Raw genomic sequence first — 18,688 nt, forward strand, 5'->3', positions numbered from 1 at the left:
ATCAGTTCTCGGGCGGGGTGCTGCCGGTCATACGGACGGTGTGGTCGACGTCGTCCCACGCGAAGTAGGCGACGGTGGTGCCGCTCGCGTTCGCGGTGCCCTCGCCCTCCTTGGGCCAGTGGTAGACGACCTTGATCTTGTCGTCGCTGACGCGGGTGATCGTCGGCCAGAAGCCATAGCCCTTGGCGGTCGCGGTGCCGAGGTACTCGCCGTGGCGGAACAGGGCGATCTGCCACGGGGAGCTGCCGGTGCCGCGCTCGATGGGCAGAGCGACCCAGGAAAGGCCGGCGCAGCGGTCCCACCCGTTGATGGAGGAGTCGGCCGTGTACTTCCAGCGGGTGCCATCGCCGAACCCCGGGTCGTACGGGGGCACTCGCTTGGCAGCGTCGCGTGCGGCCTGGGAGGCGGTGGAGGTGGAGCACTGCGCCTCGGAGTCGGGGGTGCTCGTGGTGCTCGGCGTCGTTGCTGCGGGCGTCGACCGCGTGGCCGACGCGCTCGACGTTGCGGTTCGGGTGGGCGTGCCCGAGGACGTGGTGCTCGAGCCGCCGCCCGAGGCTGACGAGGACGAAGCGCTCGACGACGCCGCGACGCTGGGCGAACCTCCGGCGGTCTGCTCCTGCTGGCAGGCGCCGAGGGTGAGGGTGAGGGCCGTGGCCGCGAGGGCGGTGACGGCGGAGCGGGTGACCTTCATGGCTGAACTCCTTGGCTGGTGCCTGCTTGATGCGTCTGTGACGCGGGGCACGACGGAGAGGTTCCATGGAGAAACGATCCTTCACAAAGGATCGTTGGGCAGACTTTCCTGCTGTTGGGCCGAGTCGGAGACTGCCCAACCGCAGGAAACCCTGCCCAACGGCCGGCTCACAGCGTCAGTCGCACTGCCAGCAGATGCCGTTCGCGGGTAGCTGAGTGAAGCACGTGGGGCACACGGGCTTCGGGGCGTCCGCGCGCTCGGCGATGCGTGCCTTCTGGGCGCGACGCTCGGTGCGCTCGCGGCGGGCGACAAGGTGCTCCGGCAGGGTGGCGGTACCGCCGTCGGCGGGCAGGTCCGTGGCGTGCTTGCGGTAGCACAGGAGGCGGTGCTCGGCGGCGTGCGCCTCGACGTCGGAATCGGCGGTCACGGCGGGCAGCTCGACGTCTTCCGCCGTCGGGATGCGCCAGTACGCGGCTCCGACGGTTCCGTCGGCCTTGAGACACAGCGACGTCAGCGGCGGCTCACCCTGCTGCGCAGCCTGGACGGCGCACAGCTCGAGGATCTTGCCTGCGAGGGTGGCGCTCGGCGTCGTCGTGCGGAGGCCTGAATCGTCCTGCACCCGCGTCGTGAGTTCCTTGTACGTCGTCACCGCGTTGTAGCGGGTGGCGGTGTCGAGGAGGAGGGCGTAACCGATGCGCGTCCAGACCTTGAGGGCGTCGGCGAAGGCGACTGGGCTGCCGTCGTCCTCGCGGAAGGTGCCACGGGCGGAGGGGGACGTCGACATCAGGCCTCATCTTTCGTCGGGGTGCGAAGCGCGACGGCGATTATTGCGAACGCCCCCACGTGGTCTGGGTAACACCCCCTCCGCGTTGATTCTGTCGACGTTCCGCGTCGTATGTGATGCCGAACGTCTACAGAATCCCGGCGGCTGTCGGTGACATCGGCCACAATGGCGAGCGACTGCGCGTGAAGGGGAGCGAATGGGATCACTGAGCACGGGCGGGGGCTCGTCGGCCGTCGCCGCTTCGGCACACGCGGGGTGCGAGCGCTTCCGCCACACCGACCCGATGGTGACCGGCCTCGCGCGTCGTGAACTGGCCGAACGCCTGGGCCACGCGGACGCTGACGGCGGCATCCCCGAGGCGCGCTGGATGCGCGCCATGACCTTCGAACGCCTCGTCAAGGACGAACGCTTCGTCTCTCCGCTGCTCACCACCGCTGTCGGCGACCTGCGCCTGCGCCGCCCCGACGCCGTCACGCGCCTCGACGCGCGCGTCTCCGTCGGTGCCACGGCGCAGGCCCTCGCGCAGGCGCACGAGGCCGCGGTCGAGCACGGCCACTGCACCCTCATCACGTCGCTCGCCGTGCCCTTCGTGGGCCTCGAGGGCGAAACCGGCGCTACGCCCGTCAAGCCCGACTTCGCCATCGTCACACCGCGATTCGCCGACGACCCACTCGGTCCGGGGGCCGCAGGCCCCGACGAACTCGACGAAGCCCTCCAGGCAGCTGACGCGAACGACGAGACGATGACCGCCGTCGCCGACGAAGCCATCGGCAGCTGGCTCGTCATGGGTGATGCGAAGGACTACGAGCGCGTGCGCAGCCGCATCGACGACGGCCGCATGCTCAAGGGCTTCCTCCAGGTCGCCCTCGGCGCCGAGTCCGCGGAAGCCTGGAGCAAGCGGCCCGCCGACATGCGCGTGCACACCTACGGTGCGCTCGCCGTGCCCCGCAACAGCTTCCTCCAGCCCACCGCCGTCATGGAACGCCTCGACGACCACCGCGCCGAGGTGCGCGCCCGCGCCGCCGAGCGCGAAGCGCTGCGCCAGGAGGTGCACGCCGAAACGGGCGGCGACCACGTGCCCGAGAGCGAACTGCAGGCGTGGGTCGACCACCGCGAGAAGGAGTTCGACCCCACCTCTTGCCAGACCTGCTCGATGTTCCGCTACTGCCGTCACCAGTTGCGCACGTCGAGCGACGCCACCGACGTCCTCGTCGAGATCGGGGCGCCCACCGACGACCGTCCGGCGCTCGCAGCCCTCGTCACCGACGGCGTCGCGCCCGAACGCGCGTCGACAACCCTGACGGCCGCCGTCCGCGCGACCCTCGAGGGAGCGCCGCAGTTCACGCCGCACGGCCGTATCGACCCCGTGGGCGAGGCGGGCACGATCGAGGTCGTCGTCGCGAAGGCCGACAGCAGCGCCCTCGGCGTCTACGGCATGGCCGTTCGCCGGGTGCTCACCGACGGCACCTTGAGCGAAATCGCGTCCTTCGCCACCGCCGAACCGCAGGCACCCGACACCCGACTCGCCGTGATGTCGCTCCTCGGCGAGCAGCTCGCCGCGGCGATGAAGGAGCTCCTCGCGACCGCGCCGCTCGACAAGGACGGTGAGCCCGACCCGAGCCCTGTTCACCTCGTCGTGCCCGATTGCGCCACTGCCGACCTCCTCGTCTCGATCGCCGACTCCCTCGCCGGTATCGAGACGAGCCGCTTGCGCTGGGCGCGCGACCTCGAGGCCGGACGCGAGCCCCTCACCTTCGACGGCAACCCCGCCACCGTGCCGGCTCCGCTCACCGACGAGCAGCGCCTCGCCGTCAGCTTCCTCCTCGAGGACGACCGCTCTCGCGCTCTCGTCGGGCGCAGCACCACTGTCGTCCTGCGTGACGTCGTGGCGCGGCACGTCATTCCCGGCGGCCCGCTGGGTGACGCCGGCCGTCTCGACTATCTGCTCGCGTGGGCCACGCGCGAGACCCCGATCGATCACCGGGCGCTGTCTGATGAGATCGCCGACCGCCACGAGACCCCCGGCGCGCGCCTGAGCCGCGATCGCTCCGACGAACTGTTCTCGCACGTCTCGATGCGGCGCAAGCGCCATGAGCAGGAAGCCGTCGAGGGTTCGTTTCACGTGAAACCCCCCGAGGGGCCGCCTTTCCCCGACCTGGTCCGTGACGAGCTCGACTACAAACTCAGCCTGTTCGACGACGCCCGCAGCGTTCTGGCCGATCTGCCCGACGCTCCGACGCGTGTGGCTCACCGGGCGCACGAGGGCGCAGCGCAGGAGGTCTGGCGCCGTCGACTCCACCTGCACGCAAGCGACCTCGTCCGCTTCGGCCGCACCTCGCGGTGGTGGCGCAACAGCCAGGTCGAGATCCTGTCCGGCGACGCCGAGTTCGTCCACGGGCTCGCCATGCTCGGCGACCCGCAGGAAGCGCGCGACGCCGCACTCAACGCCGGCGTCAGGCACGTGGCGCTCGCCCGCGTCGTCGGCGACAACCCGCTCGTGCTTGCCGTCGGTTCGCGGCGCTTCACGGCCGGGCAGAACGTCGTCGCCCTGCACATTAACGACGAGCCGACGATCGCCGAGGGCATCCCCAACGCGAAGAGCCCGACGAAGTGGGGACGCATCCCGATCGGCGCCCTTCTCGACCTCGACGACGTCGAACGGGCTGCGCTTCCCGACGAGGCCGCGCCCGTGGGTTATCGGCTCTTCGGCTTCGAACCGGCGAAGCCAACCAAGGGCAAGGAACCGCGCGAACTCACGGTCGGTGACGACATCGTTCTCGGCGATTACGAGAAGTTCGGCAACTTCTCCTACCGCCGCGAGGTCGCCGTGCCGATGCCCAATCTCGACACCTCGAGCGCACCCCGCCCGGCAAGTCGCAACGCCGAGGCGTGCGGGCCGGACTCGTACGCGAACGACCCGGAGAACCACGCCTGGTGCTGCAAACCGCACGAGGCGGCCGAGGCCGAGTTCAGCGACTACCTCGCCGAGCGCCGCGAGGCCGGCGAACTCAACCCGCAGGTGTGGCCGCCGCTCGTCGACACGGATGCCTTCGACATCGCGGAGGGCACGCTGCCGCAGGCCGACGACGAAGACGTCGACGCGACGCAGCCGCCCTCCGACCTCACCCGCGACGATCTGGGGGAGTGACCCATGGCTCTCACCTTCACCACGCCCACCCCCGTTGAGAACGCGCAGCACCACGCGAGTGCCGCGGCCTCGAACGCTGCCGTGGCCGCTGACGCCGTGGCCGAACTGCACGCGGCGCTCGCGGCGGTCGACGACGCCCTCCGCTCCTACGACCCCGAGGGTGACGACGCGGCTCCGGCCGCGCGACGCATCCTGCTCAAAGCCGCTGCGGGCGCGGGCAAGTCGTTCGTTCTCAAGCGCATGGTGGCTGAGGCGAGCGGCCTCGGCGAAGGGCGCACACCGACCGGCCGCAGCGTGGGCATCACGGCGTTCACGAACAAGCAGCTGTGGTCGCTCGGGGAGTCGCTGGGTCAGGATGTCGGCGCCGAGAACGTCGCGCTCGTCATGAGTAACTCGATCGACCGCGACACCCTGCCGCCCCACCTCGCGGAGCGGTGCACCATCGTCAGTTCGGGTGAGCTCGATCTCGAGACACCGGTCATCCTCGCCACCGCCGCGATGATGGGCATGCGCGGTTATGCGTGGAAGACGAGCCGCGGCCTCGCGCGTCACGAACCTCTGTTCGACGTCCTTTTCGTCGACGAGGCGTGGCAACTCGCGGAGCATCTCTTCGACCGCGTCTCGTGGTTGTCGAAACTTCACGTCGGCGTCGGCGACGTCGGGCAGCTGCCGCCCCTCGACTCCTCGGCCAACCCCTGGCGCGGCGACTCGGGTTACAACCCGTACCGCGCATGGCCGGAGTCGTACGTCGGCATCACGGCGCGACGACTCGACGCCGAGCGTGACGGGGTCACGTGGGTGCGTGAGCTGCCCGCCGTCTGGCGTCCCACGGGTGAGCAGCTGGGGCTCTGGCAGGCGTTCTACCCCGACTGGGCCGAACTGAACTGCGTTGCAGCGCCTGGTGATCGGTCGATCGTCGCGGGCGTATGCGCAACGGAAGGCGCCGATGAGCCGACCTTCGGCGAGGAGATCGGCGGCCCCGAACTCGTCGATGCGCTGATGCCGGTGCGCGCTGCGTCCGACGACGTGTGGCGCCAACTCGGCACCGGCCGTCCGACGCTCCTCGAGATCGACGGCCTTCCCGAGGCTGAGGCCGCCGACATCGACGTTCCGCTCGTGGCGGCGATCGAGGCCCTCCTCGACGAGTTGGTGGCCGACGGCTTCGAACTGCGCAGCGCCACCTACGGCCCTGACGGGTCACCGACGGGAGAGCGCACCGACGGCATCGACGACTTCGGGGGCGACCCGCTCATCGCGCTACTCGCAACTCGCAACCAGGCCGTCGACGACATGAGTGACGTCGTCGAACGCCTCACGCGTCGCTACGACCTGCCCGAGGGCGCAGTCATCGCCTCGACGGTCGACTCCTGGCAGGGGCAGACGAACGGCATCACGGTCGCCATCCACCCGCTCTCGGGCGCGAGCAAGCTCGACGAGTTCAACTCGGCGTTCGGCCGCCTCGCCGTCACATGCACCCGCGCGACGCACGGGCTGCTCATGGTGGCGCGTGCCGGACTCGACGACCTGCTCGCCACCGCGCCCGCGCGTCCCGGAACGCCGATCGGCGAACCGGGATCACGAGCCCTGCCCCGCCAGACGCACGAGCGCATCCTGGGTGCCTTCGCCCGCGGCACCCTGACGATCTGAGTGCCTTACGTCGTCGGGGTGTCCGTCGACGTCGGTGAGCCAGGCGTGGACGGCGGGTCTTCGCACATCCTCAGCGTGGTCGTCCCGCCCTTGTCGAACTCGGCAGACGTCCCATAGGTGAGTGCCACGTAGCGGTCGCGGCCCGCGCAGGGCGCGGCGACCAGACGCAACGTGACGCGACGGCCATCGATCGTGCCGCGCGCCGTGATGTTCTCCGCCCCCCACTCGTCCCACACGATGTCGGTGATCCGGGTCTCGCCCTCGACGAGAGTTGACGGTCTGACCGTCCCCTGCCCGGGCTCCTGCGGCGACGCCACGCCCACGGGCATGAGCGAGTCGCTGATCGGGGCGACGCTGCACGCACACGGCTCCGGTTGCGAACAGGCCGCGAGGAGGGCGAGCAACCCGGCTGCTCCGGCTCCTAACGTCAGTGCCTGCGTGCGTCTCATGCTCCTTTGACTCCGTCAGCGGCCTTGTGGTTCCGAAGCGACGCGAGTGGAAGGTTCAGAGGGGCGGGGTTTCCAGCCGATGCGGGGCGGTCGACGTATCGGCGACGAGGGCGACGACGAACCGGCGTGACCCGAACGTTACGGCGCGGAACGCATTAGCGTCGTCCTGAGGTGGGAGTCGGGGCTAGTTTTGTACCGATCGATACACCACAGGTGTCGGGAGGGGACGAGAGATGTCGAACAACAACGGCAACTGGGACGAGCAGCCCACCCAGGCGGCGCACCAGGGCCAGAACCAGCAGGGTCCGGCGCAGACCTGGCAGAACCAGCAGAACGGCGGTCAGCCGGGCCAGTACGGCCAGGGGCAGCAGGGGTACAACGGCCAGCAGCCTCAGGGTGGCCCCGGGCAGTACCCGCCGGTGCCGGGCCAGGCCCCCCAGCAGCAGTACCCGTCGCAGGGTGGCTACCCGAGCGGTCAGCCGATCCAGCAGGGTCAGCCGGGCCAGTTCGGCCAGAACCAGCCGGGCCAGGGCTACGGCTCGCAGCCGCAGGGCAACTACCCCAGCGGTGGTTACGCGTCGCAGGGCGCGCAGCATTCGTCCGGCGCACCGGGCAGCAACCAGCAGTGGAACAGCCAGCCCGCCGCCGGTCACGGTTTCGCCGGCCAGAACAACCAGCAGCAGTACGGTCAGTTCGGACAGAACGGATCGTTCGCGACGACCGACACTAAGGCGAAGCCGAAGGCCGGCATCGGACGCACCATGGGTTGGGGCGTCGTCGCGGCGGCCCTCCTCGCCGTCATCGGCTGCTTCGGCACCTGGGTGTTCGTCAAGGTGGGTCACCCCATGACCGGCGACTTCACCGCCTCGACGAACGGCCTGGGCATGGAGTCGTCGAACGCTCCTGAGGGGCGCTCCACGGGCGCCGATCAGGAGAAGGTCACCGACGGCTGGATCATCCTCATTCCGGCCCTCATCGCGCTCGCGCTCGGTGTGCTGCGCGCCATCGGGCGAGTGCGCAAGCCGGTCATGTGGGGCGCTGTCGCGATGGGTCTCGTCGCATCGGCCGTCGCCATCTACGACTGGTTCGACGTGCGCTCCGACCTGGCCGATCTCAAGGACCAGATGTCGTCCTTGGGTGATCAGGCCTCGTTCAGCGCCGGCAGCGGTTGGGGCCTGACGCTCTGTCTCATCGCCGGAATCGCGCTCGTCATCACGAGTGTGATCAGCGCGCTCCGCGACTGACCTTTCGGCGCGAAAGCGTCTACGACGAGCGGCGATCCGGTGTTTCGGGTCGCCGCTCGTCTCATCCCCTGTGGACAACTTCGGACCCATTGTCACCGGCGTGTGCCAGCATGAAGCATGAGCAACCAGGGGTGGGAGACGAGCGGCTGTGACGACGACCGGTCCGTGTACGACGAGCCCACGCGCATGTCGTCGGGCCCGGTGCCGTCGCAGCCTCAGACGCCGTACGGGTATTCGAGCGGATCCACTCCGTACGCGGACGGTTACCCCGCGCATCAGCCGTATCCGTACCCGCCGCAGGCGACGCCCAATGTGTTCCGGGCCCAGCCGACCCTGGGCTTCGTGCCGGGCGCGGCCGGTTTCGCCGGCCCCTGGCAGGGGCGTGTCGATCCGTACACGGGTGAGCCGCTGTCGGACAAGTCGAAGGTTGCCGCAGGTCTTCTGCAGTTCTTTCTCGGGTGGCTCGGCGTCGGGCGGTTCTACATCGGTGACACGACGGTCGGCGCGATTCAGCTCGGCATGTGGCTCTTCGGCATGGTGACGCTCATCTTCGGCATCGGCTTCCTCATCCTCATGGGCCTGTCGCTGTGGGCGTTCGTCGACGCCATCCTCATGTGGACGGGCTCCGTGCGCGACGGCAACGGCCGCAAGCTCGGCCCCTGACGCGTTATGACGCGGGAGCGCCCTCCGGCGCGGCCGGAGGCGGGGTCGACGGCGCGGGCGGAGGCGTCGGCTCCGGCTGAGTGGTGAAGGTGTTCGTCGGAGACGGAGGCTTCGGGGTCGTCGGTTTGGGAGTGGTGGGCTTCGGCGAGGTCGGCTTGGGCGTGGTCGAACTCGTGCTGGAACTCGACTTCGACGAACTCGAGCTCTTGGACGCGCTGGAAGACTTGGAGCTCTTCGACGCACTCGCCTTGGCCTTCGCGGAGGCCGACGCCCGCGCCTCGGCTGCAGCGCGGGCTGCCGCTGCCTTGCGGGCGCGTTCAGCGGCTGCTGCACGCTCTGCGGCAGCCTTGGCCGCCGCCGAGTCGTAGCTGGTTGCCGAAGAGGTCGACGAGGAACTCGTACTGCGCGAAGAACTCGGCGAACTGCTCGAAGAACTCGGCGAACTCGTCGACGAGGAAGAGCTCGACGGCTCAGACGTCGAGGAAGCCACAGAGCCGGGCAGTTCGTCGCCGTCGCGGCCATCCTCGAACTGCTTCGCGAAGAGGGTGGCCCCCACGAGCGCCACGGAGCCGACGACGGCCGCCGTCACGACCCCGACGAAGGCGCGCTGACGGGAACGATCAGCCTCTTCGTTCTCGGACTCATCGTCGTATTCGTCGTCGTACCAGTACGGCTCGTCCTCACCCATATACCACCGAGTCTACGAACGCTGGATGTTCGTGCAAACCAGGCTCGGCGTGTCGCGTTCGGGTGAGGGGCCGCTCCGAACGTCATGAGCGGGACCAGGGGCAAGAGGGGAACCACGGGCGCTGACCGGCGAGTACGCCGACGGGTGGACGCGGCGTGTCCACCAAGTGGGGGACATGTCTGTCCCCCGATGGTCGCCTGTCGCTCCCCAGCTCTTCATTCGGCGGATTTCGCGAGTAACGCTGTCAGTGCCGAGGCATTCAGGCCATTGGCTGTGGGGATGACGCCTCACATGTGCACACACAGAAGGAGAAGTCATGCAGTTCACCGCTACCGCCATCGAGTCCGCTGTCTCTGACGCTCAGGTCGAAGCCTTCGGGTCGTCCGCCGTCTTCTTCGAGCCGACGGCGGCTCGCTGTTCGTCGTCGTCCTCGACGTGCTGCGTCGGTTGCGTCCAGATGTGACGTTCGGCATCAGAGTGACGGTGGGGGGCCCGTGCCTCCGGGCACCCCACCGTCACCCGCCAGCTCATCGCCCTCGTGGCGAGAACACGGTCGAAGGAGAGAGCCCATGACCACCCCCAACCGTCCTGTCATCGAAGTCCGGGATGTCGTCGTGCAGTACGAGCGGACGGTCGCGTTGGACCACGTGACGCTCACCGTCCCGCGCGGTCGGATCACCGCCCTGCTCGGTCCGAACGGAGCGGGTAAGACCACGCTGGTCGATCTGCTGGAAGGTTTTGCTCGACCGGACGCCGGCACGGTCGAGGTGCTCGGTCGTGACCCGTGGCGTGCTCCCGCCGAGTGGCGGGACCGAATCGGAGTGGTGCTGCAGGACACCAGGTTGGACGCCGATCTGAGCGTGGCCGAGTTCATCGACATGTCGCGTTCCTGGTACAGCACTCCGAGGTCTCGTGAGTCGGCACTGGAATCAGTGGGCCTGACCCATGTGGCCGATCGCAGGGTGCACAAGCTCTCCGGTGGTGAGCGCCGTCGCCTCGACCTCGCGGCCGCCATGCTCGGTCGGCCCGAGGTGCTCTTTCTGGACGAACCGACGACCGGCCTCGACCCGGACGCTCGACGCGAGATCTGGAGCATGTTGCTCGACCTTCGCGAGTGCGGTCAGAGCATCCTGCTCACGAGTCACGACATGACTGAGGTGGAACGACTCGCTGACCACGTGGCCGTTCTTCGCGCTGGACGAATCGTCGCCGAAGGGACCGTCCGATCCCTGACCGCAGACTTCGGTGAGGGTGTCACGGGCTTCCGGGGGGCCGAGCCCACATTCGAAGACGTCTACCTTCACCTCTCACGCCGAACGGAGGCATTGCGATGAGTGCATACGGAGCCGAACGTACCCGGGACAGGCGCGCGGAACGCCACGTCCCGACGGGGCTCGGGGGCATGGTCTCGCAGTTGCGCTGGGACATCTTGCAGCAGTTGCGCAACCCTGCCGCAGTCTTCTTCACGCTGGCTCTACCGCTGCTTTTCCTCGTCGCCTTCGCCGCCACGAGCGATGACGCGGCGAAAGCGGCTGACTACTACGTGCCGGCCACAATGGCGCTTGCGGTTGCCTCGGGGACACTGACGAATCTCGCGGTGACTCTCACCTACCTTCGCGAGTACGGGCAACTGAAACGTGTACTCGTCACACCACTTCCTCGAAGTTCGTACCTCGGTTCACGCATCGTGGCGGCTGGGCTCGTGGCGCTGACGACCTGCGTGGTGCTGGGGATCGTCGGTCTGATCGTGTACGACGCGGCCGTTCAGCAGGTGGGCATGCTCGTCGTGGCCGTGCTCCTGACATTGGCTGTAGGTAGCGCTCTCGGAGTGCTGTGCACCGTGATGATTCGCAGTGAGACGGCCGCCGCACCGATCGCCAACGCCATCGGCTTGCCCCTGATGCTCGCTTCCGGAGTGTTCTTCCCTCTCGACTCGACGCCGCAGTGGTTCGAGAACGTAGCTCGCTACCTACCCTTCACGCGAAGTGTCGAACTGGGCGTCGACGCCTACGCCGGTACGGCGACGTCCACCGACCTGCTGGCGGCTGTGGCGGTGGGAGGCATCTGGGCACTCGTGGCGGGTGCTCTGGCCGTGCGTCTCTTCACCTGGGCGCCGATGAAGCGGAGGTGAGACTCGATGCTACGAACGCAGCGCGCGAGTTTGCGTGAAGTGAACTCAGGCGTGGACATCGGTCAGGTGCTCGACCTGTGGAGCATCGGTGAGGAGTGGCGCACCGGCGTGCACGAGGCCGCCGCCAGCGGAGAACGTGTGGTTCTTCTCTCGAGCATCGGTCTCTGCGGCCGACGTGACCTCAGCGACTACGAACGAGATCTCGCCGCCCGCGAGGACGAGGCGCGTTCGCTCCTGCGCCGAGCGATCACCCTACGTCTCGCTCCGGTCTTCGATGACCTGAGCGTTTACGACGAGCCACTGCGCGCCCATCAGCCGGTCCATCACGCCTACGGCGACGAACCGATCGCCTGGTTGCGCGCCCAGGACGTGCTGGAGGTCGTGCGCGCGAGCGCATCCGCACCCGATGGGTCGGTGTTCGACCTCGCGGGCGCAACGGCGGGAACGGCTGACGAAGCGCTCGTGCAGCGAGCGGCTCGTATGGGCGTTCGCGCACCACAGATTGTCCCGGTCGAGGCGAATGTCCTTGTCGATCGATTGTCGGCCGTCTTCGGCCGCTCGGCGGCTTCGGTCTTCGTCGGTCATCAACGCTGGGCCGGACGGACGGCGTCGAACAGCGAACTCGGCGCCCGAACCCTCACCCAGGCTCTGAAGCGGGAGCCGACCGGTTGGCACGCTCCCCACACCACCTCGAAGTGAAGGAGAACACCGTGAAAACGTTCATCGGACCGATCACTATTGCCCTCGTGCTCAGCCTTCTCGGGGCGGGAGCCGTCTGGATGACGACAGAAAACGTCGGAAAGGCACTCACGGCGGGCGGCATCGGACTCGCGCTCGGCCTGGCAATCTTCGTCTTCACGGCCCTCGGCGCCCGGAAGGACGCGCGATGAGTGCCCCCACGCTCGCGCCCGGTACGTCCGTACTGCGCCATGGTGAGAAGCTCGTCGTTCGGTCGGGAGACCAGGCTTGGACCATCTCGGGCGACGACATGGTCCACCTCGTTGAATCCCTGCTCGCGGGCAGTGACGACGGTGTCCTGCCGACCATGCCGACGGACTCGCCGGCATGGTCCTCCCTCGTCGAACTGCTGCGTGAATCCGGCCTCGTCAGCGTGGAGGAGGGGATGACGCAGGCATCACCCAGCGCTCGTTTGTTGTGGCAGCGTTCGGGCCAGGTGCATCCTCTGCGTGATGTCGATGCGGCGCTTCGAGAATCTGTCGTCCCCGTCCTCGGAAAGCACCCGCTCGCGGCTCGTGTCCGCTCAATTCTCGAGGACAGCGGGGTGGGGGTCACGGACGACGGACGTGAGGCTCGCGCCTGCGCACAGATCGAAGGCTCCGTGGCTCCGGCCGTCGTGGTCGCCGGTTCCGTGGACGATGTCCTTCTGACGGAGCACAACACGTGGGCCCTCGAGACGGGCCTGCCGTGGCTTCCGGTCGTCCTCGACGATGCGGGCCACTCTGTCGTCGGGCCGTACATTCGCCCTCACTCGTCTGCCTGCCTGCGGTGCTACCGGCTCAGGCGCGCGGCCAATTTCCCGGATCGACGCGTCATCGAAGACCTGGCGGGGGCGGAGCCCGTTGCGATGAGCCCCATGCCGACCGACATGGTGGGATTGAGTTGGTTCGTTGCCGCGCTCGCCGTCGAGAAGGTCACCGAACGCATTGCTCTGGGCGATCATTCGACGATGTCGTGCCCCGGCGGGCTGGCCGCGCTGGAGAGGAGCCACCCCGGCGTCAAGGTCACGGAGCACAAGGTCCTGCGCGTGCCGCGCTGCCCCGACTGTTCCCCCACGGCCCAGCGCGGACTTCCGCAGGTGTGGCACCACGGGGGTGTCTCGCAATGACGGACATTCTCCAGCGTGTGGACACCGACCCCTCGCCGGAAGTCGACGCCGCTGACGCCCGGCGGGAGCCGCGACGGCCCGACCCGACCAGCAGGTGGACCGACCGAGAAGCCGGTTGGGCCAGGCTCGATCATCTGGCCTCACCCTTGGTGGGGCTGACGTCCAGGCTGTTCGCTCAGCTCCACGACGTCGACGACATTCGGATGTCGGGCGTCGGAGCGCAGGCCTGTGATTCGAGGTGGCTCCTGGGAGCAGCATGCAACGAACTGAACGGGGGCGGGGCGGCAGACCCTCGGCAGGCGCGTGCCGCAGCGATCGGGGAGACGGTTGAACGTTACAGCGGGGCGTACATCGACACGACGACGCTGCGGCGGGCGACCAGTGCGCAGCTCGACGCCGAAGGTGTGGACCACGTTCGCCCCGAGGAGTTCACCCCTTTCGCGCCTGAACAGTTCACGGTCGAGGGCTTCGCCTACTCGCCCTTCACTGCGTCGACCTCCCTCGCGTGGTTGCGTGGTGTCGACCTCGCGGTCGGCAGCCCCCTCGAGGTGCCTGCTCAACTGATGTTCCTGGCCAACACCGCGCTCGACGACAACCGCATCGGCTACTCGACGAGTAACGGCATGGCGTGTGGATGTACCTGGGAGGAAGCCGTGTTGTCGGGCTTGCTCGAGGTCGTGGAACGCGACGCTTTCATGGCGACCTGGTACGGGCGTCACAGCCTGCCCCTCATCGACCCCGATTCGTCTGCGAGCCTTCGTGAGTTCATGGCGCGTCACGTCGAGCCCACAGGACTCGCTGTCTCCCTCGTCGATCTGAGCCGCCTCGTCGACGTGCCTGTGGTTCTCGCGCTCGTGCGCAATCCGCACAATGACGTTGCTCCGCTGGCCCTCGGAGCCGCCTGCTCGACCTCCGCGTTGACGGCAGCTAGTAAGGCCATGATCGAGGCCTTCCAGACGCGGACGTGGTCCAAGGCAGAACAGCGTGAGGGTGCAGTGATCGATCCTGGCGCCGGCTTCGAACAGGTCGCGGATTTCGACGACCACGTGCGCCTGTCCTTGCACCCGAAGAGCATTGCCGCAGCGGCCTTTCTCGATGCTTCGTCCGAGCGTGTCGGACTCGAAGATCTCCCCGCCGTTCCGGACGCTTCACCGGGCGGCGCGATCGACGAGATCGCCCGGCGCCTGCGTGATCAGGGTGTGCGGTGCGCGGCCTGTGACCTCACCAGCCCGGACGTTCGAGAGGCGGGCCTGGTCGTCGCGAAGGTGATCGCACCCGCGCTGAGCGCTCTTGACTCGGGGTACGCGGGGCGCATGCTCGGTGGCCGACGGCTCTATGAGCGCGCCTTCGAGGTCGGGTTGTCGCCCAGAAAGCTGACGTTCGACGATCTCAACCCCTGGCCGCACCCGTTCCCCTGAGGAGGAAGCCATGATCACCGATTCCGTTCACGGAGCAAATCTCGTTGACGTCGTCTACGGCGAAGTGCCGGCGCCTGGTGACCCGGCAGAGGACTTCGTCGAGGCCACGAAGATCCGGCGTGACGCGATGAGTTGGGACGCGCCGGGTGTCCGGATGTTGCAGACGACCCCGGAGATGCACCCGATCATCGCTCGTGCCGGACAGCGCCACGTCTCTCGCGCCAGGACCGAACTGCCTGCTCCGATGAAGGTCGAGACGAGCGTTGCCGACGCCCTGGATCGCCGTTCCAGCGCGGACGGGTTCGCGGACGAAGAACTCACTCTCACGGAGTTGGCCACCCTATTGCGGTTGGCGTGGGAGCCGCGCCCCGGCACCGGACCGGCATCGGGCACACAGCCGCGACGGGCCACGCCGTCGGCGGGGGCGCTGTTTCCGCTCGAACTGTGGGTGGTGGTTCGCCGAGTTGAGGCACTGGAACCGGGCCTGTTCCACGTCGAGATGGCCGACGCCGGGAATGCGAGCCTCACCAGAATCAGCGAGGTGGATCACGCAGCCCTGGCGCGTGCTGCCCTGCAGGAGGACATGATCGACAACGCAGCCGTGACGATCGTGGTGTCGATGATGCCGTGGCGCTCCCGCTTCAAGTACGGCCACCGCGCTGTGCGATTTGCTCTGATGGAGGCTGGCCATCTGTGCCAGACCTTGCTCCTCACGGCTTCGGCCATGGACTTGGCGGCCCGTCCTCTGGGCGGATTCTGCGACGACGAGGTCAACGGCACACTGGGATTCTGCGGTGTCGACGAGGTTCCGCTGTACCTCGTGCCGGTCGGTCGGGGCCAGTGACCCCGCCGTGGGGTGCCGCCACGGCAGCGCACTTCGCTCTGCCGTGGCTACTGAGGCGAGCAGCGGCCGGCGAACGGGGTCGGCGCCTGCGTGATCCGCACGTCAGTGGCCGCGTCTACGACACTGCCACCGTCGTCCTGGCCTGGATGGCATCGCGGGAGGGAGCCAAGGGGGGATGGTGGCTCGGCATGGGCACCATGGCTCAGCTGGGGGCGCGGCCCGGACGAGAATCAGTGGTCGTCACGACGGCCCAGGTCGCCGTCGCCGAGGAGATGCTGTGGCGCAGACACCGTCTGTGGGCAGTGGTGCCATTCGCGCTGCTGCACGCCCCCCGGGACCCGCGTCGGTGGCCTTACCACCTGCTGACGGGGACGGTGTTCCACTTCGCTGCTCGGTTGGGCCTTCCGGCGGCGATCGCCGTTCATGCTGGCCACAACATCGTGCTCGAGCGGTGTCGTGGTACCGGGCACGAGGCCCAGGGCCTGGCCTCGGAACCGTCGTCTGCCTGGCCGGCCTAGTCGTCGAGGAGGTTCTTCTCGAGCGCGACGCGCACAGCCGACGCCCGATCGTTCACCTCGAGTTTGGTGTAGCAGCGCGAGAGATAGGTCTTGACCGTCGCCTCGGAAATGCTGAGCGTGCGGCAGACCTGACGGTTGGTCAGGCCCTTGGAGACGAGGGTGAGGATCTCGCGTTCCCGGCTGCTGAGCTCGACGGGTGGGCCGGGCGCTTGGTGAACGAACTGGGTGGCAAGTGCAGACGTGACCTCCGGCGAATAGGTCGACGTGCCGTTTGCGGCGTCCACCAGAACCTTGGCGATCTGCGCCAGGGGTGCGTCCTTGAACACGTAGTTGACCGCACCCGCGCGAAATGCCGCCGCGATCGCCTCGCACGAGGTGAGGGCGGAAAGAACGACCGCCGGCGGGGCGTGCGGATGTTCCCGGAGGCTCGCGATGAGTTCGTCACCGCTCATCCGGGGCATCGCCATGTCCGTGACCAGGACATCGGGGCGATGTGCGGTGAGGGCCTCGGGCACGTCACGGGGGTCGTCGAGGGTGGCCACCACCTCGACCGCGTCGCCGCTGTTCAACAGCAGTGCCAAGCCGGACGAGACGAAGCCGTGATCGTCGACGATGACGACTCGCACACTCATGAGCTCTCCGATTCTGACGTGCCGACGAGGGGGAACTCGGCTTCGACCAGGGCACCGCCGTCGGTGGATTCCCCGATGCTGAGGCGGCCTCCCAGGCCTTCGATCCGCTCCCTGCTGCTGCGTAGCCCGAAACCGTGTCCCGGCCCCGGCCGCGCCACGGTGGTGGGTGGCATGCCGACACCGTCGTCCTCCACGCGCACCACGATGTGATCAGCGGTGCTGAGCACAGTAATGCGTGCTCGGTCGGCTCCGGAGTGTTCGACGGTGTTCGTGAGTGCTGTTCGGATGAAGGCCGTGGCCGTGCTGCGCAGACGAAGGGGGAGTTCCTCACCGTGACGGAACTGTGCGAAGTCGGTTTTGACGCTCAGGCCGGAGGCTGCAGCGACGCTGGCCGCCGCCGCTCGGACACCTCGCGCGAACTCCGCGTCGTTGTCCGGAGCCTCGTCGGTGTCCGTTCGGGCGAGAAGCGACCGAAGTTCCTTGAGACTTTCCCCCGACTCGACGTACGCCAGATGCGTCCGCTGCCGGGCGTCGTCAGCCGCCGTTCGGGCATCGGACGCGGAGTCGAGCAGCATTCGGATGAGCGCCAGACGCTGCGTCACACCGTCGTGCACCTCCTGAGCAATGCGGGCACGTTCGGCTTCGATGCCCGCGATCCGACTCAGCTCGGCCAGTTCCTTCTGCGAGCGTCGCAACTCCTCGAGCGCTTCGGTCCGTTGCTTCGTCACCTCCAGGATCTGGGAGATCCACACCGCAGCGGCGATGCTGAGCAGGTAACCGAGAGCAAGCGGGGCGAGGGCCCAGGCGTGAGGTGACGCGGCGTGAGTGAAGATGGACACCAACGCGACCCCGAACACCACCGTGACCGTGACGACGGCTTGTCGCAGGGGCAACGCCCAGAAGGTCTCCGCGACGGCGACGGGCAGGAACAGCGCGACGACGGGGGAGCCGAGCCCGATCAGCGCCAAGGCCGCGATCGTCACCGGAATCCGGGGAACCCCTTCCCTGCCGAGGAGCGCGAACAGTGCCGCGCCGCAGACGGGCGCGATCGCCATCGGCCAGCCCGCCTCCCACACCGCCAAAGCGGTGAGAAGGACGAGGAGGACCGAACGCAGTTTGATCCATCGTTCGAGATCCTGCGTCGAGAGGAAGTGGGGTGTGGCGGTCATCGGACGTTGACCACCGCGCTCACCACCGCGTTGGCCGTGGAGTCACCGGAGGAGAAGGCTTGTAGGGCTTCTCGAACGGCCGAAGCGGCGAAGAGTTCGCCCGCGCGCGCGTCGTCGTAGGCGAAGCCTGCGAGGCCACCCCGGCCGACGTGGACATCAACCTTTCGCCGGGCCTCGTCGGCTGCAGCGTGCAGGAGATCCTCGAGTTGACGGGGCTCGAAACCAGCCGCGAGCTGGTCGCTCAGGTACTCCCGTTCGTCGTCGGTGCGAGCAAGAGCGAGGAATGCCTCCGTGTCGGCCGACGTCCGGGCCTCGGCGACATCGACGACGAAGAGCACGCCTCCCGGCGCGAGGTGGCTCATGACTCGGGTCAGGCCACGCAGTGGGTCACTCCACAAGCCCAGGTTGAGGTGGCTGACGGCCAAGTCGACCGGATGCTCCAGATCCTCGAGGTCTTCGGCGGCGGCGACGGCAAAGGTGGCGCGGGCGTCAGCCCCGAAACGTCGGCGAGCCTCGGCGACGGCGCTCTCGACCGGGTCGATGCCGACGAGGTGGAGGGTCGCGTCGAGTCTGCGGATCGAACCGAGCATCTCCCCACCCCCGCACCCGACGTCCAGGACGCGCCGCGCCTCGGGTGCGAGCGCCAGGGCGATGGCTGCGTTGAGAACCCTCGACGGCTCGGTCTCGCGATCGTCGAAGGTTGTGCTGATCTTTCGTCGTTCCTCGTCGGCGAACCACCGTTGGGCTCGTCGTGCCCGCCCCGTCCTCATGTGCCCAGCCTACTGGCGCAGCAGGCGCAGATGCCCGCCAGGATTG

20 protein-coding genes are annotated in these 18,688 nt (G+C 68.2%); 13 read left to right on the forward strand and 7 right to left on the reverse strand.

Translation table 11 applies throughout. The features are described 5' to 3' along the window. Position 1: 1 nt before the first annotated feature. Both EVU97_RS15145 and EVU97_RS12710 read right to left on the reverse strand, forming a co-directional pair. Complete coding sequence (locus tag EVU97_RS15145; RefSeq protein WP_205744915.1) at positions 2-691, reverse strand: LppP/LprE family lipoprotein; 690 nt, start codon at positions 689-691, stop codon at positions 2-4. 175 nt (positions 692-866) lie between these two features. Beyond that, positions 867-1,475 (reverse strand): hypothetical protein, encoded by a 609-nt coding sequence (locus EVU97_RS12710; RefSeq protein WP_129666322.1) that lies wholly within the window; start codon positions 1,473-1,475, stop codon positions 867-869. A 196-nt stretch (positions 1,476-1,671) separates the two neighbouring features. Between EVU97_RS12710 and EVU97_RS12715 the strand changes: the two genes are divergently transcribed. Further along, a complete protein-coding gene (locus EVU97_RS12715) occupies positions 1,672-4,623 on the forward strand; it encodes a hypothetical protein (protein WP_129666324.1) in 2,952 nt (983 codons plus the stop codon). A gap of 3 nt (positions 4,624-4,626) precedes the next feature. Further along, positions 4,627-6,270 (forward strand): hypothetical protein, encoded by a 1,644-nt coding sequence (locus tag EVU97_RS12720; protein WP_129666326.1) that lies wholly within the window; start codon positions 4,627-4,629, stop codon positions 6,268-6,270. 5 nt (positions 6,271-6,275) lie between these two features. Here EVU97_RS12720 and EVU97_RS12725 read toward each other — a convergent pair whose 3' ends face one another. After that, a complete protein-coding gene (locus EVU97_RS12725; protein ID WP_129666328.1) occupies positions 6,276-6,719 on the reverse strand; it encodes a hypothetical protein in 444 nt (147 codons plus the stop codon). Positions 6,720-6,952: 233 nt separating this feature from the next. Between EVU97_RS12725 and EVU97_RS15150 the strand changes: the two genes are divergently transcribed. Both EVU97_RS15150 and EVU97_RS12735 read left to right on the forward strand, forming a co-directional pair. After that, positions 6,953-7,963 carry a hypothetical protein gene (locus tag EVU97_RS15150; RefSeq protein ID WP_205744916.1) on the forward strand — a complete coding sequence of 337 codons (1,011 nt, stop codon included), beginning with the start codon at positions 6,953-6,955 and terminating at the stop codon, positions 7,961-7,963. Between the two features lie 117 nt (positions 7,964-8,080). Continuing rightward, positions 8,081-8,626: a TM2 domain-containing protein gene (locus tag EVU97_RS12735; protein WP_129666329.1), complete on the forward strand. Its 546-nt coding sequence runs from the start codon at positions 8,081-8,083 to the stop codon at positions 8,624-8,626. A 4-nt stretch (positions 8,627-8,630) separates the two neighbouring features. On the opposite strand, the gene EVU97_RS12740 is transcribed toward EVU97_RS12735, so the two are convergent. Continuing rightward, positions 8,631-9,314: a hypothetical protein gene (locus EVU97_RS12740; RefSeq protein ID WP_129666331.1), complete on the reverse strand. Its 684-nt coding sequence runs from the start codon at positions 9,312-9,314 to the stop codon at positions 8,631-8,633. A 316-nt stretch (positions 9,315-9,630) separates the two neighbouring features. Between EVU97_RS12740 and EVU97_RS15025 the strand changes: the two genes are divergently transcribed. The 9 genes from EVU97_RS15025 (at position 9,631) to EVU97_RS12780 (ending at position 16,071) form a co-directional block, all read left to right on the forward strand. Then, the gene (locus tag EVU97_RS15025; RefSeq protein WP_156170157.1) at positions 9,631-9,777 is read left to right on the forward strand and encodes a hypothetical protein; all 147 of its coding nucleotides are present in this window, start codon (positions 9,631-9,633) and stop codon (positions 9,775-9,777) included. A 106-nt stretch (positions 9,778-9,883) separates the two neighbouring features. After that, positions 9,884-10,648 (forward strand): ABC transporter ATP-binding protein, encoded by a 765-nt coding sequence (locus EVU97_RS12745; protein WP_052946839.1) that lies wholly within the window; start codon positions 9,884-9,886, stop codon positions 10,646-10,648. Further along, positions 10,645-11,445 carry an ABC transporter permease gene (locus EVU97_RS12750; protein WP_082128670.1) on the forward strand — a complete coding sequence of 267 codons (801 nt, stop codon included), beginning with the start codon at positions 10,645-10,647 and terminating at the stop codon, positions 11,443-11,445. The genes EVU97_RS12745 and EVU97_RS12750 overlap by 4 nt, the downstream gene beginning before the upstream one ends. Positions 11,446-11,451: 6 nt before the next feature. Next, positions 11,452-12,144 carry a hypothetical protein gene (locus tag EVU97_RS12755; protein ID WP_129666333.1) on the forward strand — a complete coding sequence of 231 codons (693 nt, stop codon included), beginning with the start codon at positions 11,452-11,454 and terminating at the stop codon, positions 12,142-12,144. Between the two features lie 11 nt (positions 12,145-12,155). After that, positions 12,156-12,335, forward strand: coding sequence for a hypothetical protein (locus tag EVU97_RS12760; protein ID WP_129666335.1), 180 nt, complete (start codon positions 12,156-12,158; stop codon positions 12,333-12,335). Further along, positions 12,332-13,291: a TOMM precursor leader peptide-binding protein gene (locus EVU97_RS12765; protein ID WP_052946838.1), complete on the forward strand. Its 960-nt coding sequence runs from the start codon at positions 12,332-12,334 to the stop codon at positions 13,289-13,291. Before EVU97_RS12760 ends, EVU97_RS12765 begins: the two co-directional genes overlap by 4 nt. A gap of 203 nt (positions 13,292-13,494) precedes the next feature. Continuing rightward, complete coding sequence (locus tag EVU97_RS12770) at positions 13,495-14,709, forward strand: YcaO-like family protein (protein ID WP_225911181.1); 1,215 nt, start codon at positions 13,495-13,497, stop codon at positions 14,707-14,709. Between the two features lie 10 nt (positions 14,710-14,719). Then, a complete protein-coding gene (locus tag EVU97_RS12775; RefSeq protein ID WP_129666339.1) occupies positions 14,720-15,553 on the forward strand; it encodes a SagB/ThcOx family dehydrogenase in 834 nt (277 codons plus the stop codon). Further along, a complete protein-coding gene (locus tag EVU97_RS12780) occupies positions 15,550-16,071 on the forward strand; it encodes a hypothetical protein (RefSeq protein WP_129666341.1) in 522 nt (173 codons plus the stop codon). Before EVU97_RS12775 ends, EVU97_RS12780 begins: the two co-directional genes overlap by 4 nt. Here the strand turns inward: EVU97_RS12780 and EVU97_RS12785 are convergent. Genes EVU97_RS12785 through EVU97_RS12795 form a run of 3 tightly spaced genes read right to left on the reverse strand, consistent with a single transcriptional unit; the run spans position 16,068 to position 18,642 of the window. Further along, positions 16,068-16,703 carry a response regulator transcription factor gene (locus EVU97_RS12785; RefSeq protein WP_129666343.1) on the reverse strand — a complete coding sequence of 212 codons (636 nt, stop codon included), beginning with the start codon at positions 16,701-16,703 and terminating at the stop codon, positions 16,068-16,070. The genes EVU97_RS12780 and EVU97_RS12785 overlap by 4 nt on opposite strands. Continuing rightward, positions 16,700-17,872, reverse strand: coding sequence for a sensor histidine kinase (locus tag EVU97_RS12790; RefSeq protein ID WP_129666345.1), 1,173 nt, complete (start codon positions 17,870-17,872; stop codon positions 16,700-16,702). The genes EVU97_RS12785 and EVU97_RS12790 overlap by 4 nt, the downstream gene beginning before the upstream one ends. After that, positions 17,869-18,642, reverse strand: coding sequence for a trans-aconitate 2-methyltransferase (locus EVU97_RS12795; RefSeq protein WP_129666347.1), 774 nt, complete (start codon positions 18,640-18,642; stop codon positions 17,869-17,871). The genes EVU97_RS12790 and EVU97_RS12795 overlap by 4 nt, the downstream gene beginning before the upstream one ends. Between the last annotated feature and the right edge of the window lie 46 nt (positions 18,643-18,688).

Origin of the sequence: Dermacoccus sp. 147Ba, assembly GCF_004151355.1 — a bacterium.
Lineage (GTDB): Bacteria > Actinomycetota > Actinomycetes > Actinomycetales > Dermatophilaceae > Dermacoccus > Dermacoccus abyssi.